The 14,878-nt window shown below is 61.6% G+C and carries 14 protein-coding genes; 7 read left to right on the top strand and 7 right to left on the bottom strand.

All coding sequences use genetic code 11. The annotated features are described in order from the left end of the window. Positions 1-147 precede the first annotated feature (147 nt). On the top strand, positions 148-897 hold the full coding sequence (locus ACFUCV_RS06795; protein WP_380813856.1) for a polyprenol monophosphomannose synthase: 750 nt from the start codon (positions 148-150) through the stop codon (positions 895-897). 81 nt (positions 898-978) lie between these two features. Here the strand turns inward: ACFUCV_RS06795 and ACFUCV_RS06790 are convergent, their stop codons facing one another. The 3 genes from ACFUCV_RS06790 to ACFUCV_RS06780 all read right to left on the bottom strand — a co-directional run bounded on the left by ACFUCV_RS06790 (position 979) and on the right by ACFUCV_RS06780 (position 2,990). After that, complete coding sequence (locus tag ACFUCV_RS06790) at positions 979-1,320, bottom strand: RNA polymerase-binding protein RbpA (protein WP_380813774.1); 342 nt, start codon at positions 1,318-1,320, stop codon at positions 979-981. Between the two features lie 211 nt (positions 1,321-1,531). After that, complete coding sequence (locus tag ACFUCV_RS06785; RefSeq protein ID WP_380813771.1) at positions 1,532-2,461, bottom strand: SPFH domain-containing protein; 930 nt, start codon at positions 2,459-2,461, stop codon at positions 1,532-1,534. Between the two features lie 82 nt (positions 2,462-2,543). Beyond that, the gene (locus tag ACFUCV_RS06780) at positions 2,544-2,990 is read right to left on the bottom strand and encodes an NfeD family protein (protein WP_380813768.1); all 447 of its coding nucleotides are present in this window, start codon (positions 2,988-2,990) and stop codon (positions 2,544-2,546) included. 188 nt (positions 2,991-3,178) lie between these two features. Between ACFUCV_RS06780 and ACFUCV_RS06775 the strand changes: the two genes are divergently transcribed. Further along, the gene (locus ACFUCV_RS06775; protein ID WP_380813765.1) at positions 3,179-3,814 is read left to right on the top strand and encodes a YitT family protein; all 636 of its coding nucleotides are present in this window, start codon (positions 3,179-3,181) and stop codon (positions 3,812-3,814) included. Between the two features lie 6 nt (positions 3,815-3,820). Here ACFUCV_RS06775 and ACFUCV_RS06770 read toward each other — a convergent pair whose 3' ends face one another. Further along, the gene (locus ACFUCV_RS06770; RefSeq protein WP_380813762.1) at positions 3,821-4,693 is read right to left on the bottom strand and encodes a putative RNA methyltransferase; all 873 of its coding nucleotides are present in this window, start codon (positions 4,691-4,693) and stop codon (positions 3,821-3,823) included. Positions 4,694-4,764: 71 nt separating this feature from the next. Next, positions 4,765-5,457, bottom strand: a complete 693-nt coding sequence (locus ACFUCV_RS06765) for a peptide deformylase (protein ID WP_380813759.1) — start codon at positions 5,455-5,457, stop codon at positions 4,765-4,767. A gap of 136 nt (positions 5,458-5,593) precedes the next feature. Here ACFUCV_RS06765 and ACFUCV_RS06760 point away from each other — a divergent pair, with 136 nt between their 5' ends. After that, on the top strand, positions 5,594-6,139 hold the full coding sequence (locus tag ACFUCV_RS06760; RefSeq protein WP_380813756.1) for a GNAT family N-acetyltransferase: 546 nt from the start codon (positions 5,594-5,596) through the stop codon (positions 6,137-6,139). A gap of 42 nt (positions 6,140-6,181) precedes the next feature. Then, the gene (locus tag ACFUCV_RS06755) at positions 6,182-8,566 is read left to right on the top strand and encodes an ATP-binding cassette domain-containing protein (protein WP_380813753.1); all 2,385 of its coding nucleotides are present in this window, start codon (positions 6,182-6,184) and stop codon (positions 8,564-8,566) included. 1,087 nt (positions 8,567-9,653) lie between these two features. Here the strand turns inward: ACFUCV_RS06755 and ACFUCV_RS06750 are convergent. Further along, the gene (locus ACFUCV_RS06750) at positions 9,654-9,866 is read right to left on the bottom strand and encodes a hypothetical protein (RefSeq protein WP_380813750.1); all 213 of its coding nucleotides are present in this window, start codon (positions 9,864-9,866) and stop codon (positions 9,654-9,656) included. Between the two features lie 855 nt (positions 9,867-10,721). Here ACFUCV_RS06750 and ACFUCV_RS06745 point away from each other — a divergent pair. Next, positions 10,722-10,904, top strand: a complete 183-nt coding sequence (locus tag ACFUCV_RS06745; protein ID WP_380813748.1) for a hypothetical protein — start codon at positions 10,722-10,724, stop codon at positions 10,902-10,904. A 355-nt stretch (positions 10,905-11,259) separates the two neighbouring features. Here ACFUCV_RS06745 and ACFUCV_RS06740 read toward each other — a convergent pair whose 3' ends face one another. Then, positions 11,260-12,456: a Fic family protein gene (locus ACFUCV_RS06740; protein ID WP_380813746.1), complete on the bottom strand. Its 1,197-nt coding sequence runs from the start codon at positions 12,454-12,456 to the stop codon at positions 11,260-11,262. 322 nt (positions 12,457-12,778) lie between these two features. Between ACFUCV_RS06740 and ACFUCV_RS06735 the strand changes: the two genes are divergently transcribed. Beyond that, entirely contained in the window at positions 12,779-13,117 is a 339-nt protein-coding gene (locus ACFUCV_RS06735) for a Type 1 glutamine amidotransferase-like domain-containing protein (protein ID WP_380813743.1), read from the top strand. 1,040 nt (positions 13,118-14,157) lie between these two features. After that, on the top strand, positions 14,158-14,412 hold the full coding sequence (locus tag ACFUCV_RS06730) for a hypothetical protein (RefSeq protein ID WP_380813740.1): 255 nt from the start codon (positions 14,158-14,160) through the stop codon (positions 14,410-14,412). Positions 14,413-14,878 lie beyond the last annotated feature (466 nt).

The raw sequence follows: 14,878 nt of genomic DNA, 5'->3' as shown, positions 1-14,878 counted from the left end.
CACCGGGAGCGGCTGCCTTGGTCCGAAGGCGCGTGGACTTATCTTTTTTTGACCCGTGCTCCCGTATACTGGTTGATTGGCGCCGCGTGCCGGCTGCCTGCTGCACCTTTATTGCGAACCATCGAGACCACGGAAAGGCACCAATTGCTGCGTGTCCTGACGATCATCCCCACCTATAACGAAATTGAATCGCTGCCTAAGACGCTCGCCAGGTTGCGGGCCGCAGTGCCCCACTCCGACGTCCTGGTGGTGGACGACAACAGCCCGGATGGCACCGGCGGGTGGGCCGATGACTTTGCCGCCGGCGACGGGCAGGTTCACGTCTTGCACCGTGCCGGCAAGGAGGGGCTCGGTGCAGCCTACCTGGCAGGGTTCGCCTGGGGACTGGCTGCCGGATACGAGGTCCTGGTGGAGATGGATGCCGACGGATCCCATAAACCCGAGCAGCTGCCGCTGTTGTTGGACGCCGTGGATCAAGGCGCCGATCTGGTCCTTGGCTCCCGCTGGGTTCCCGGCGGGGAAGTGGTCAACTGGCCGCTGCACCGCAAGGTCATCTCCACCTGCGGCAGCCTGTACTCCCGGGTGCTGTTGGGCATTTCCATCCGCGATGTCACCGGCGGCTACCGCGCGTTCCGCCGCAGCACCCTGGAGGCCCTGGACTTTTCCGCCGTGGCCTCCGTTGGTTACGGCTTCCAGGTGGACATGCTCTGGCGCGTGGTGCAACAGGGCATGAGGGTGGTGGAGGTGCCCATCACCTTCGTGGAGCGTGAATTCGGCGCCTCCAAGATGAGCGGCAACATTGTTCAAGAAGCCATGCTGAACGTCACCAAGTGGGGCCTGTCGGCGCGCTGGAACACGCTCAAGGGCAAAATCCGGGGGACCAGGGTCTCGCAGTAGCCGTCCGTCCGGGACTGGTTTTAACAAAAAGGTGGGCGCCCGGAAGGGCGCCCACCTTTTCCCGTCCCGCCTGGAGCCGGATTAGACCTTTTCGCCGCGCTTTTCACGCAGCACGGTCAACCTGTCAGCCAAAATGGTTTCCAGCTCCGGAAGCGTGCGGCGCTCCAGAAGCATGTCCCAGTGGGTGCGGATGGGCTTGTCATTGGAGGTGTCCGGAGCTTCACCATTGACCAGAAGGGCTTCCTTGCCGGTCTTGGATGTCCACGAGGCGGGAATTTCAGCCTCGGAAGAGAACATGACAAACACCTGCTCGCCATCAGCGCAGCGGTACTCCACGCGCTGGCGGGGAGCCGGCTCCACACCAGATTCGGTCTCCATGCTCTGTGCGCCCAGGCGCATGCCACGCAGGCTGCGATCGCTCATGACTTCTCCTTCAATTTGTTCCCGGCCCACCCCATGCTCGTGGCGGGACGTTGATCTCTATCTGGTTCCAACGCACCCCCGCGCACAATTGTTCCTGCGCCGGAGGGCGAAAATATGGGGCCGGGCAAAAAGCCGCGCGGCCAAACACCCATTATAGTGCTTGACCGCGCGAAAGCTGACGTGCCTGCTTATTCCAGGGCTGAACCTTCCGTCAGGGCGCCTTGCTCAGATCCACGGCGTCGTCCGCGTCGGGGGTGCTGGTCCCCAGCACATTGCCGATGCCCTTCAAAGCCTCGCCCACCTCGCTGGGAATGATCCACAGCTTGTTGGAGGTGCCGTCGGCGATCTTGGGCAGCGTCTGCAGGTACTGGTAGGCCAGCAGTTTCTGTGTGGGGTTGCCCTTGTGGATGGCACTGAAGACCTTCTGGATGGCCTGTGACTCACCGTCGGCGCGCAGGATGGCGGCCTTGGCGTCACCCTCGGCCTTCAGAATGGAGGACTGGCGTTCACCTTCAGCCGTCAAAATGGCTGATTGTTTGGTTCCTTCGGCAGTCAAAATCGCTGCACGGCGGTCACGCTCGGCACGCATCTGCTTTTCCATGGAATCCTGGATGGACAGGGGCGGATCAATGGCTTTGAGCTCCACGCGGCTGACGCGGATGCCCCAGCGGCCGGTGGCCTCATCCAGCACGCCACGGAGCTGACCATTGATTTGATCACGCGAGGTCAAGGCTTCCTCAAGGTTCAAGCCACCCACCACGTTGCGCAGCGTGGTGGTGGTCAACTGCTCCACGGCCTGAATGTAGTTGGCAATCTCATAGGTGGCGGCACGCGGGTCCGTGACCTGAAAATACACCACGGTATCAATGGAGACCACCAGGTTGTCTTCGGTGATCACGGGCTGCGGCGGGAAGGAAACCACTTGTTCACGCAGGTCCAACAGTGGCAGCAGGCGGTCCACAAATGGAATCAAAATGGTCAAACCCGGATTGAGCGTGCGCTGGTACTTGCCCAGCCGCTCCACCACGCCGGCCCTGGCCTGCGGAATGATCCGCACCGCCCGCACCAGGACAATAACAACAAAAATCAACAGGACTGCGACAACAAACAACCACGCAATGGTGCTGGCTCCGTCTCCCATGAAATCCCCTCTTTCTCTTCATACATTGTGTGCACCATGCAACGCCACCGGTCTGCGCCGGTGGCCGTCTCTGCAGCGGCGCCTAGGCAGTTGTGGCGGCTGTTCCGCTGGGGCTGTGTGTGGCCGGGGGGCTGATGATGGCGGTGGCTCCCTCAATCGCGGCCACCTCCACATTTGTCCCCACCGGGATGTCGGCTCCGCTGTTGATCCTGGCCGTCCAAATGTCACCGCCAATTTTCACCAGGCCGCCGCCGGAGCCCACGGTCTCCAGCACCACGGCCTGGTGGCCAATCAAGCGCTCCACATTGGAGAGCTGATCCGCCGGTCCGCGGTGCAGGTGGGCCAACGCCAACGGCCTGATCAGGACCGTGGTGGCCAGGGCCACCACGGCGAAGATGACAATCTGCAACCACAGCGGCGCGCCCAGCAGGAACGCCACCAGCGCAGCGAGCGCCCCCACGGACATCAGGATGAAGTACAGGTTTAGCGTCAGCATCTCGGCGACGGCCAACAGCAGAAAAATTGTCAACCAGAGAATCCAACCGAAATCATTTATCCAGTCAAGCACTGAGTCCCCCTTAGAGACTTGTTTAGCGTTCCTTTGAGACTACTACGCAGCGGCCCGAAAATCCCCTAAAATGACGGGTCCCCATCACAACCGCCGGGTGCGCGGGAGGTCTGCGCGGGGCAGGGGACACCCCGCCCTAGACTTGGACCATGCGCCGCTTCCTTCATGCCGAACACCTGGCCGTCCGTCTGCTTCGGCTTCTTGTGGGTCTGGCGTTTTTCGGCTTTGGCATTGCCCTGATGATTCGGGGAAACATTGGCGCCTCACCGTGGGACGTGTTTGCCCAGGGCCTGTCCCGGACCACCGGCATTTCCTTTGGCCTGTGCACCATCCTCATCAGCGCGGTGGTGCTGCTGCTGTGGATTCCCCTGAAGCAGCGGCCGGGATTCGGCACCCTGGCCAATGCCCTCTTGGTGGGACTCTTTGCCGATCTGGGCCTGGCGTTCATTCCGCAGGCCCAGCTGCTGGTGGCGCAGGCCGGAACCTTCGCCGCCGGGCTGCTGCTGTTGTCCTTCGCCACGGCACTGTACCTGGGCGCCGGCCTGGGCGCCGGGCCCCGTGATGGGCTGATGACGGGATTGGTCAGGCTCACGGGCAAGCCCGTATGGCTGATCCGCACCGGCATAGAGCTCAGTGTTGTGGTGGTGGGTTTTTTGTTGGGCGGAGTGGTGGGCGCGGGCACTGCGGCGTTTGCGTTTGGGGTAGGCCCTCTCACCCAGGTGATGCTGCGGTGGCTGCGCGTGGAGCTGCACGATCAGAAGCCCGCCCTGCTGCCACGCCCTTGAGGGTGCCTAGTGTGCAGCCGCTGGCCTGAAGACGGAAATCCGGAAGCCGGCGGTGGCTTTTGTCACTGGCGGCAGCTGTGGCAGGCGCGCTTTCAGCGCGGCTGCGTCCAGATGGTGGCCAGCTGGCCCCATCAGTGCCACGTTGCCGACGTCGGCCGGGCTGAGTTCCAGGGGCACTTCCAGTTCGGTGGAGCCGGCCGGAGCAAAGTGCTGCGCCAGTGCCTGAATGAGCGCCTCCTCCTTGCCCTCCTGAATGCCCAGCATGCCCATCTCCCGGGCCATGGACGCCAAATGCGCGGCCGTGGGGGTGATGACCACGAGCGCGCCTTCGGGCTTGAGGATGCGGGCAAATTCCGCGGCATTGCGCGGGGCAAACACCACCAGCACCAGATCTGCCACACCCGTGTGGACGGGCAAGGGCTGCCACAGGTCCCAGACCACACTGACGGCCTGCGGATTGCGCCGGGCGGCACGGCGCAGGGCATATTTTGAGATGTCCAGCCCCACCGCCGCCACGGGAACGGCAAGGGCCGCGCACACTTGCTGCAAATACCAGCCCGTTCCAGTCCCGGCATCCACCACCAGCGCCGGATTTTGTTCCGTGGCGGCACCGAGGAGCTGCTGCACCTGAGTTGTCAACGCCTGGGCCAGGGGCAGGTAGTGGCCGGCGTCGAGAAAGGCCTCGCGTGCTGCGACCATGGCCGTGGTGTCGGAGGCGAACTTGGTGCCGGAACCGGTCAGCAGGTTCACGTAGCCCTGCCTGGCCACGTCAAAGCTGTGGCCCTGCGCGCAGGTGATGTTCGGGGGGTGCGCCGCCGCGGGGGTGAAGCCCAAGCCGCAATGGGGGCACAGCAGGGCATTGAACGCGCGGTTATTCATAAGGCAATCCTAGGGGCAGTTGGGCCGGGCCCACGCTGCCTTCGGCCCGGAGGCGGGCAAGCCGGCACCGGCTAAAATCCCAGCTCCCGCCGCGTGGCGGCAAGGTCGAGACCGGCCCAGTTGCGGGTGTATTCGGCATTGGAGCTCAAGGAACGGGTGTGGGCCTTGTCCAGGTAGAGGGTGCCCTGAAGGTGGTCGGTCTCGTGTTGGGCGATGCGGGCCTGCCATCCGTCAAGGCGGCGGATGCGCGCGGTGCCGGTTTCGTCGTCGTACGCCAAATCCACTGTCCCGGCGCGGTCCACCACCGCCTGCCAGCCGGCCATGGACAAGCACCCCTCATAGTGGGCGGCAGTTGCACTTCCCACCGGCGTGTACCGGGGATTGAGGATGGTGAAGAGCTCCAGCGGTTCGCGGGAGCGGGCAGCGGCGCTTTCCGGGCTCACTTCATACTGGTCCTCGAGGACCGCCAATTGCAGCGGAATGCCCAGCTGGGGTGCCGCCAGGCCCACACCGGGGGCCGCACGCATGGTGGCCACCATGATTTCAATCAACTGTTGAAGTTGGGAATGGCTCAATTGGCCGGTGAACGGCAGGGCCGGAGCACGCAGCGCGGGGTGGCCGGCCTGGACAATGGGCGGCAGCTCGTCAGCGGCAAGAATTTCCTGCACGATGCCCTGGACGTGGGACGGATCCAGTACGGAAGCGGGGCAGGGGTGCGCTTTTGCGGCCGCGTTTTGCCAGTGTCGTGGCTGCTCAGCCGTCATAAAATGTTCCTTCGATGCCGCCGCACACTGCAGGCGCGTGCGTAGAGTACAGTAATGCTTTCTTTATTACGGCAAGGCTACCCTGCAGCCGCCGTGGCGTGGGTGTGCAGCCGGAAAAGCTGTGCATAATGAAGCAATGACCGAACCCCTCACCACTGACCGTCTTGCCCTGCGCCCGTGGCAGGATTCGGACGTCGACTTTGCCTACGATTTGTACTCCCGATGGTTGGTGCAGCGTTTCATTGGCACCGAGCCGGTGGTGATGGCCAGCCGTTCCGAGGCTGAAGAGCGCGTGCGGCGCTTTCAGGATCTCCAGCACCCGGTGCATGGCATCTGGGCAGTGACGCGCAAGGATGATGGAACGCCGGTGGGAACCGTGTTGCTCAAGCCCATTCCCGCCTCCGGTGAAGAGCCGCTGCAGCCCTCTGCTGACATTGAAATTGGTTGGCACTTCCACCCCGACCACTGGGGCAACGGTTACGCCTCCGAGGCGGCCGGCGCCGTCCTGTCCCACGCCTTCGCCTCCGGGCTGGAAAAAGTGGTGGCGGTGACCAATCCCGCCAATGAGGCCTCGCAAAGCGTCTGCCGCCGCCTGGGCATGGAACACCTCGGTACCAGCAAAAAATACTACAACGACCAGTGTGAACTGTTCGTGGGCAGCAAACCGGCTTTAGAATCGTAGCCAGGTGGCCCGGTCCGGGGCGCACGCAAGGAAATGAGAGCCATGTCCAGCAACAATGCCGGCAATGTCCCGGTGGCGCACCAGGCTGACAGCCACGAGATGATCCGGGTGCGCGGGGCACGGGTGAACAACCTCAAAAACGTCAGTGTGGAAATCCCCAAACGCCGGCTGACAGTGTTTACCGGCGTCTCCGGTTCGGGCAAAAGCTCACTGGTCTTTGGCACCATTGCCGCCGAGTCCCAGCGCATGATCAATGAAACGTACAGCGCATTTGTGCAGGGCTTCATGCCCACGCTGGCGCGCCCCGACGTGGATGTGCTGGAGGGGCTGACCACGGCCATTGTGGTGGACCAGGAGCGGATGGGCGCCAATCCACGCTCCACCGTGGGCACGGTGACCGACGCCAATGCCATGCTGCGCATAGTTTTCAGCCGGGTGGCGCAGCCGCACATTGGTTCCCCACAGGCCTACTCCTTCAATGTTGCCTCCATTTCAGGCTCCGGCGCCGTGACCATGGAAAAGGCGGGGGAGACGGTCAAGGAACGCCGCAGCTTTTCCGTCACCGGTGGCATGTGTCCGCGCTGTGAAGGCATGGGCAAGGTCAACGACTTTAACCTGGCAGCCCTGTTCGACGCCGGGAAGTCACTGTCCGAAGGTGCCCTGACGGTTCCGGGGTACAGCATGGACGGCTGGTACGGGCGCATTTTTGCCGGGACCGGCTTTTTTGACATGGACAAGAAGCTGGGCCGGTTCACCAAGACCGAACTCCATGACCTGTTGTACAGGGAGCCTGTCAAAATCAAGGTCGAGGGCATCAACCTGAGCTACGAGGGCATCATTCCCAAGCTGCAGAAGTCCATGCTGGCCAAGGATGTTGATGCCATGCAGCCGCACGTCCGGGCGTTTGTGGAACGTGCGGTGGTCTTCACCACCTGCCCCGAATGCAACGGCAGCCGGCTCGCAGCCCACGCCCGCAACTCCAGGATCAACGGGGTCAGCATTGCCGACGCCTGTGCCATGCAGATCAGCGACCTGGCCGTCTGGGTGCGCTCCCTTGGCGAGCCGGCCGTGGCACCCCTGCTGGCGGCGTTGGGGGAGACCCTGGACTCCTTCGTGGACATTGGTCTGGGGTACCTGTCCCTGGACAGGCCCTCGGGCACCCTGTCCGGCGGGGAGTCGCAGCGCACCAAAATGATCCGCCACCTTGGGTCCTCCCTGACCGACATCACCTATGTCTTTGACGAGCCCACCATTGGCCTGCACCCGCATGACATTGAGCGCATGAACACGCTGCTGCGCCAGCTGCGGGACAAGGGCAACACCGTCCTGGTGGTGGAGCACAAGCCCGAGGCCATTGCCATTGCCGACCACGTGGTGGATCTGGGCCCGGGTGCCGGATCCGACGGCGGCGAGGTGGTCTATGCCGGCAGCCTGGCCGGGCTGCGGTCCAGCCGGACCCTTACCGGCAAGCACCTCGATGACCGGGTGGCACTTAAGCCTGCCTGCCGGGACGGCTCCGGAGTCCTGGAAATCCGCGGCGCCTCGGAGAACAATTTAAAGAGCGTGGATGTGGACATTCCGCTGGGCGTGCTGACGGTGGTCACGGGTGTGGCCGGTTCCGGGAAAAGTTCGCTGATCCACGGCTCGGTCGCCGGCCGGGAAGGCGTGGTTTCCGTGGACCAGGGTGCCATCCGCGGGTCCCGCCGCAGCAATCCCGCCACCTACACGGGCATGCTGGAACCCATCCGCAAGGCATTCGCCAAGGCCAACGGCGTCAAACCCGCCCTGTTCAGCCCCAATTCCGAAGGCGCCTGCCCCACCTGCAACGGCGCCGGGGTCATCTACACCGATCTGGGCATGATGGCCGGTGTCTCCACGGTCTGCGAGGAGTGCGAGGGACGCCGATTCCAGGCGGCGGTGCTGGAATACCGTCTGGGTGGGAAGAACATCAGCGAAGTGCTGAACATGTCGGGGGAGCAGGCTGAGGAGTTCTTCCGCGGGGGCGACGGCAAATTGCCGGCCGCACACAAGATCGTCAGCCGGCTCTGCGATGTGGGTCTGGGCTACCTTAAGCTGGGACAACCGCTGACCACTCTCTCCGGCGGGGAGCGCCAGCGCATCAAGCTGGCCACGCACCTGGGTGAGAAGGGCGGCGTGTATGTCCTGGACGAGCCCACCACGGGGCTGCACCTGGCCGATGTGGAACGTCTCCTGGGGCTGCTGGACCGTTTGGTGGACGCCGGAAAGTCGGTCATTGTCATTGAGCACCACCAGGCGGTCATGGCCCAAGCCGACTGGATCATAGATCTGGGCCCCGGCGCCGGGAACGACGGCGGTACGGTGGTTTTCCAGGGCGCGCCGGCTGATCTGGTGGCCAGCCGGCAGACGCTGACGGGGGAACACCTGGCGGCCTATGTTGGCCAGTAGTCCACTTTTGGGGCCGGATACGCTGGCCGTTGGCGGCGCGGGGCAGTCCTTGTGGCGGGCCGCCGCCGGACAGTTTCCCGTCTGGTGGCGGGATTTTGCAGGGGAGTCGGGGCAATATGGGCGGCCACGCGCAGCCAGCTGAGGTGTGTGCCTGCATCAGCTTGGCCGCGGACAGGCAGGATTTACGGGGAGCGTCGGCAGGGCTTTGAGCTGGGGACCTGACGGGGCCGCCCTGGATCCTTGCGGGCTGGAGGCTTTTGCCATCCCGCCGATCAAACGGCTTGGTGATCGGCGCCAAGCCTTGACCCGGGTGAAAACAAAGAAAAACGGAAACCGGGGTTTTTGGCCGTGTTGACGGGTGCATTATGTCAAGCTGCGGGCATTTTCTGGCCCGGATTATGGGGTGACGTGAGCGGGCGGGCCTTGGTGTTCCATGGTCCTGAGCTGGGACTGGCAGCAAGGCTGCCCACGAGTTGATCCACGCCCGCCGCGCGGGCAAGCAACCCAGGTGTGCGGAAGGCCAAGTTGGGCCAAATGAGGCACGGGAGGGCTTATTTGGAAGGTTTTTAATATCAGCAAGACAAGGACGTTCAGCCCCTTCCGGACAACCGCCGGTAACGCCGATAATCTACATTATGTCAACTAATGCGAATAAGGGGGTATGGAAGTGGCTGAGCCCCTCCCGGGGACGGAACTTAGGTATGGCTGTCTGAAGAATCAAGGGGAAACGCAGTAAGGCCCTGTCGGTGTCTCCCGCGCATGGGTCCGAAACCATCAGGACACGCGTGGATCACCGCCTTCTGGTGCCGGCTTCACACCGCACCTGAACCCTTCGGAGACGGCATCTGGGAACACGACCGCCAGATCGTGACGGACTGCTGAATCACCAGCCCATCAGAGGCAACCATCAAGGAAGACATCGATGGCCTGCTGACCCGTGCCTTCCCATCCGCCCCAAACCATCCAAAGCCGGCGGCCGCGAACGTCGCGCCCCCGCCCGGAACAGCGCATCGAAATGCAAGTCTTACGCTGAGCAGCGCCTCAACTGCCACTCCGGATTATTCCCTGCAAAAAGCTTTGCAGTTCATTACGTCATGAACCAGGCAAGGTCGCTGATGATGCTCGACCAGCGGGAGATCAGCGCCCGCCGCGGCATGGTCGTCTGGGGCCCTTGTGCCTTCGAAAAACGGCCGCGATCAAGCTCCCCGGTCAAACCCGTGAGCTGCTCGTTAAAGGGAAATTCCCCCAGCGGCGGGACATGATCCCGGCCGTCCGTGCCACCACTCCCCCAAAAAGGCACCCAAGAAACTTGCCGGCGAATTCGTGGACCTCCTTGGGCTGCCCTACCGGGCCGGGCAGAACGTGAAATCGGCTACCAGCGCCGAGGAGGACATGTCCGGTCACCTTAATCAGTTCACCGAACACATGCCCGCCACCTTCGTCTATGCCGGGATCGACGTGGTAAACGCCGGCCTGTTCACAGGACAGCGGACCGGTAAATCTCCCCCCGCTCCGTGCTGATGACCAGCGGCCCGTTCCCGCTCATCAAAGAATGGAACTCCCTGGTCACCGCCTTTGACGACGGGCTTCGCCTTCATGACCACAAACCGGGCTCGCTCATGGACCACAGCCAGTGCCTGCACCACCGCACCGGACGAAACCTCAGCCTCTCCTTCCCCCATTCGCACGGCAGCCGTCCTGGCCATCCTCAACGGCACGAAACGAGTAGACCCTGCCCTGTTCAACAGCATCAGCTTCGGCCAGGCCGCCGGATCCATTGAACCCCAGGGAGCGGCCACAATCCACGTCGGACCCCGGCTCCACACCAGTTCCTTCCAGTGTCCGGCCCTCTTCCGGCCGTCCCGGTGCACCCGTATCGGGATGAGGCAAACTGCTCCTATATCCGGCGCATCATGGACGCAAGGCAGTTTATGAGCTGTCCGCTGCGTGCGTGGCAATTCATTGAGTGGCGCTGCAATCACCTTGCATGCGGGATTCGATGCCATGTCCCGCGGTGTCGACGTTTGAAATGCCGTGATCTGCAAGGTGCTGCCGGAAGAGTTCGTTGACCGCGGAGCCAAAGCCCATTTGCTATTCCCAGTCCGCATCATAGAGCGCGGTGCCCGGGCCGTTGGGCTGCGGCAGATTGTTCTCGTTGTGCGTCCGCACGTCCGAACAGACCATCACCGTGTGGACGGGCCTGAATGGCCAGCAGGCTGGCCACCCCGTCAAGCTCAGCAAGGCTCTCGTCACCATTGCCGCACTGGAGAAGCCGCGGCTGCGTATTGTTGCCGGCGCGGGCGCCGGGGTGAAGGCCCGGCTGTCGACGAAGGACTGATCTTGTGACCGCCGCATTGAGCACCAATCATTGCAGTGAAGGATGTTCTACCCATGAATTCGGACCTACCCGGAACCGTCACGATCAGGCTGTCGTCCGTAGATCCGGCGTTAAAGCTGGACGTTAATTGGCGGTTTTAAGATCTTAAGGAGTACGCCTGCTAAAACTGGGATTGTCAGTACTTTGACCTGCGATCGTCATGATCGTCGCACTTGCAACCGTCATCATGGTGGAACGGTTGAAGCGAAATCGACGAAGCTGAATGAAAATCGGCGTTGTACCGCGACGTTTAGGTGGTGCCCGAAGGGGGCATTTAGTATAGAGCGCGCCAACGCGTCCCCGTTAGACAGTTCCCTTATGGGCGTCTCTTGGCCCGAGCGGCGAACTCGTCAAGGACCCGCACAACATCCTTCGCCAGCCATATGCGGTTGCGTCTTCCGCTTGAGATTTGAATCAAGACGTCGGCATCGACAAGGCGGTTAATAGCGAGCTGGGCATTGACGGCTGAAATACCAAGTTGAGTTGCAGCGGCGGCGCTGTCGATGACTGGCTGTCGAAGGAGGATACTCACGAGCCGGTGGGCAGCGGAGTCTCGTCTTGCCTTAACGCGGCCGCGCCACTGAAGCTGGACGGTTTCCAAGTCGTCGACGAGGATTCGACCATTGTGAACTGCCGCGAACGACGCCTCAGCGATGGCACGGACTATCGGTGCGACGTCCCCGGATCGGTAGGCGCCAAGGGCATCGAAATAACGCCCCGTGTCATGGAGCAAACCCGCGGAGACTGGAACCGCGACATTGCGCGTTAGCTGCCCCCCACGCAACATCGCCTGGATAAGTGCTCGACCGACTCTGCCATTGCCGTCGGGGAACGGATGGATCGTTTCGAATTGGGCATGGGCAACCGCGGTCTGAACAAGGACAGGAAGGTCGACGCGACTGGCAAAGCTGACAAGATCGTCCATGAGTGCAGCGACTCGCTCGTGATGGGGCGGGACGAACTGTGCGGTGTGGGGTCCCAGGCTTCCTCCCCCGATCCACACTTGCTGATCTCGCCAATGGCCGACGATGTCGGGGTTGCTTTGCTCCAGCAGCGCGCGGTGCATTTCCAAGATGGCGTGGCCATCAATGGATTCGGACAATGCGAGAGCAGCCTGCATGGCCCTGACGTTCCCCACGATCAGCTGCGCATTCTTCGAGGCATGCTCACCGAGCTCCGCCAAGGCGATCTGTCGCGCGCCGCTGGTCAGGTTCTCCATCTCTGAGCTGGAGGCACTTTCGGTGCGCAAGAGAATGGCTGCAAATGGTGCTGCGATGTGCCCCACTTCGGCATCGAAGCGGGCAAGTTCACTTGCTGCTTCTTCGGTCAGAGCCTGCAGTTCACCATCGATAGGGATTTCCAGTCCGGAAATGCATGGTGGCACCGCCGCCAGATAAGGTCCGGCAGCGCGGCGTCTTTGCGTGCGTGAACCATACTCGTCTTGAACGTTGTGCCAGGGCCGCTCTTCGTGGCCGAGTGATGGCCAAACCACGTTCCGCTCAAGCATTGACATGGCTTAACCATACCAATGGTTAGCTGATTAAGCATTGGTATGTGCCGTAGTTATTTTGGTTTGCTTCAATCGGCGCCGTCCTGCAGCAGAGCACGGTCCTAATGTCCCACAGTGGGGTCCCCGTTGGGCAAATGCGGATGTACACGGTTCATAGGAGAATGACGCTCTGGGTACAAGTATGGACACTGGCACCACGCGCCTCAATCTGTCTTCACGCCAGCCTGGTGACCGTCCTGAAACCTTCACGAACCTTGTTCGGGGCAAAGGCACGGGTCGATCAATCATGAACACTTTTGATGGTGCTGCCCCCGCGGCCCGGTGAATGGAAACTGAACGTGGGCGCACGAATCTGGCGGGCGTTGGACTTACTGCACACGAGCTCGAGCTACGGTTATACGACGCCTCGAGCCGGTCCGTGAAGTTTGGTCAACCGGACTTTGTCTGGGTCCCGGGCTGCAAAGTCTTTACGCTCCGGGCTGCCCTGGCCCGATCAGGAGCTGACGCGATCATTGTCGATCGTCTTAAGGTCGATGCCGTGGTCTACGCCGGTTTCAGTGCTGGTGGTTGCGTTTTCGCCCCGAGCCTGTTGGGACTTGAAAGTGCGATTGAGCACACGATGCTTTGTTGCAATAAAGCATCAGGGCTGTCTGCCTCAAGTTAGATGAAGCAATGGCCCAGTTCGTCTCACGTTGCTTGAAGCACCTACATCGTGGCCGGCACTAAAATCCAGAGTATGGGACGCCCAGTCTCGGCGTCTGCCGCTCTCCGCGGGCAGCAGGCTCCAGCAGCAGCCGCCCTGATGTCCGGGGAGCCAGTCACCGGCGCCTCAACGAAGTCCCAGCGGGCCGGCTGCTGGAGGATTCCGTTTGGGCATGCCCAGGCTGTTGATGAGCCCTGCCGCGGCCAAGTGCCAACGAAATTTCGCCGGCCTCTGGATGTGCAGCACAAATCAACGCCCCATTGGATCCGAGTCCTGGTGGCCAAACCCGGGCAAGGAACAGGAAAAACCAACGAGCAACAGTCCGCAACAAGACCGCCGCCGGTTCCCAACGAACGCGCCCCGGAAACCCGGTAAACCATTGCAAGAAGCAATGTCCCCGGCGATTCTGGAGTCGAACATCGAAACTATGCCGGACCAAAGGCAGGGCTCCCCGCCGATGGCCACGATCCTGCCCTTGAAGATCAATGATCCCTAAAAAACGGCCCACAAATAGAGGTAACAGAAATCCGCATCAGCGCCCGCCGCTTGATCGTCGCAGGCCTTGGGCGTCAAGGAAGACCGCGGCGATCAGGCTCCTGGGCAAACCCACGAACTTGATTGTCAAGTGGAAGTACTCCGGCCAGCGCGGCCAGGTTCTTGGTCGTCTACATCACCACTCCCCCAAATGAGCTCCCCAAGAAACCCGCCAGCGAGTCCGTCAACGTCCTCCCCGCCCCGCCGTGCCGGGCAAAATTAAACCGATATAGCCGACGTCGTCTGAAAAGTCCTGACCATGGCCAAAACGGAACTCGTCATTGTCAAGGAAATCCACAAGCACAACATCAGCAAACGTTGCGAGGAGGTTGTTCCTGGGTGCTACTTTTCCGCGCAATGGTCCCCAACCCACGTATCCTGTTCCGCACCCAGAGTAACCATCTCGCTGATGCGGAGCCCGGCGTAACCCATCGGCGAAAATTTTGACAGCTCCCCGCATTCCTTCCATGATTGGACACGAGGCACAATTTCACCGCCTCAAGGGCAAGTTTGGCCAAGATTACCTGGACGTTTTCCAGAGGGAAGAATTGAATTTTACTAAGACGACCAGCGTGAAGAAATTTTTGAGCGTTTTCGCCATAATAACAGCGCTATTTTTTGGCTCCATGGGTGCAGTCAATGCCAGCCCGGCATCACCTGTAGTAGCACATTCCGTAACAACGGTTGCAGAAGAATCTGTTACACCGATGGCGGGTGTCTGAGTTGCCTACGACTACGCTGTCATCACTTCTCCGGGAAATTGCGATGCCCGCCTTAAGTGGCTTAGGGCCAACGTCTCTTGGGTTAACACCACAAACTCTATGTGCCAAAAGTTCGTTAGAAACCAGTGCCCGGTCTCTTACTATTGGATGGTCATGGTGAAAGATCAGAGCGCCGGTCTCCTCTCACTCAAGGGTGCTGAGCCTGTAACACAGGCCGTCCTTGCGACCTGCGCATAGGGAGCGTGAGTTCAACTGATTGCTGACGCCGGGCACCTGATATCGCTGGATGCTGTCGATGGGGACGAATTGCTTGCCATTGCAACGGTTCGGTGTGTAAGTCTGGGCGTCCCTCGTGAGGCGCAGGCCGCCATTGAATACCGACTAACTTTAGAGGGGCCGCAGATTCCTCTTCTGAAGCGGCTTTTTGATGTCGGGCAATCCCTGACCATCGTTTTCTCTGGAATAC

This window comes from Specibacter sp. NPDC057265 (genome assembly GCF_042668835.1).
In the GTDB taxonomy this organism is placed as follows: domain Bacteria; phylum Actinomycetota; class Actinomycetes; order Actinomycetales; family Micrococcaceae; genus Specibacter.
Note: the sequence above shows the minus strand (reverse complement) of the source record. Positions and strands in the feature narration are given on the sequence as shown.

Coding starts and splice junctions, on each gene's coding strand:
- ACFUCV_RS06785 (WP_380813771.1), bottom strand. CDS start 2,461: ATGGGAGACGGAGCCAGCACCATTGCGTGGTTGTTTGTTGTCGCAGTC.
- ACFUCV_RS06765 (WP_380813759.1), bottom strand. CDS start 5,457: ATGACGGCTGAGCAGCCACGACACTGGCAAAACGCGGCCGCAAAAGCG.
- ACFUCV_RS06735 (WP_380813743.1), top strand. CDS start 12,779: ATGGAAACTGAACGTGGGCGCACGAATCTGGCGGGCGTTGGACTTACT.
- ACFUCV_RS06790 (WP_380813774.1), bottom strand. CDS start 1,320: ATGAGCGATCGCAGCCTGCGTGGCATGCGCCTGGGCGCACAGAGCATG.
- ACFUCV_RS06740 (WP_380813746.1), bottom strand. CDS start 12,456: ATGTCAATGCTTGAGCGGAACGTGGTTTGGCCATCACTCGGCCACGAA.
- ACFUCV_RS06755 (WP_380813753.1), top strand. CDS start 6,182: ATGTCCAGCAACAATGCCGGCAATGTCCCGGTGGCGCACCAGGCTGAC.
- ACFUCV_RS06775 (WP_380813765.1), top strand. CDS start 3,179: ATGCGCCGCTTCCTTCATGCCGAACACCTGGCCGTCCGTCTGCTTCGG.
- ACFUCV_RS06770 (WP_380813762.1), bottom strand. CDS start 4,693: ATGAATAACCGCGCGTTCAATGCCCTGCTGTGCCCCCATTGCGGCTTG.
- ACFUCV_RS06730 (WP_380813740.1), top strand. CDS start 14,158: ATGATTGGACACGAGGCACAATTTCACCGCCTCAAGGGCAAGTTTGGC.
- ACFUCV_RS06760 (WP_380813756.1), top strand. CDS start 5,594: ATGACCGAACCCCTCACCACTGACCGTCTTGCCCTGCGCCCGTGGCAG.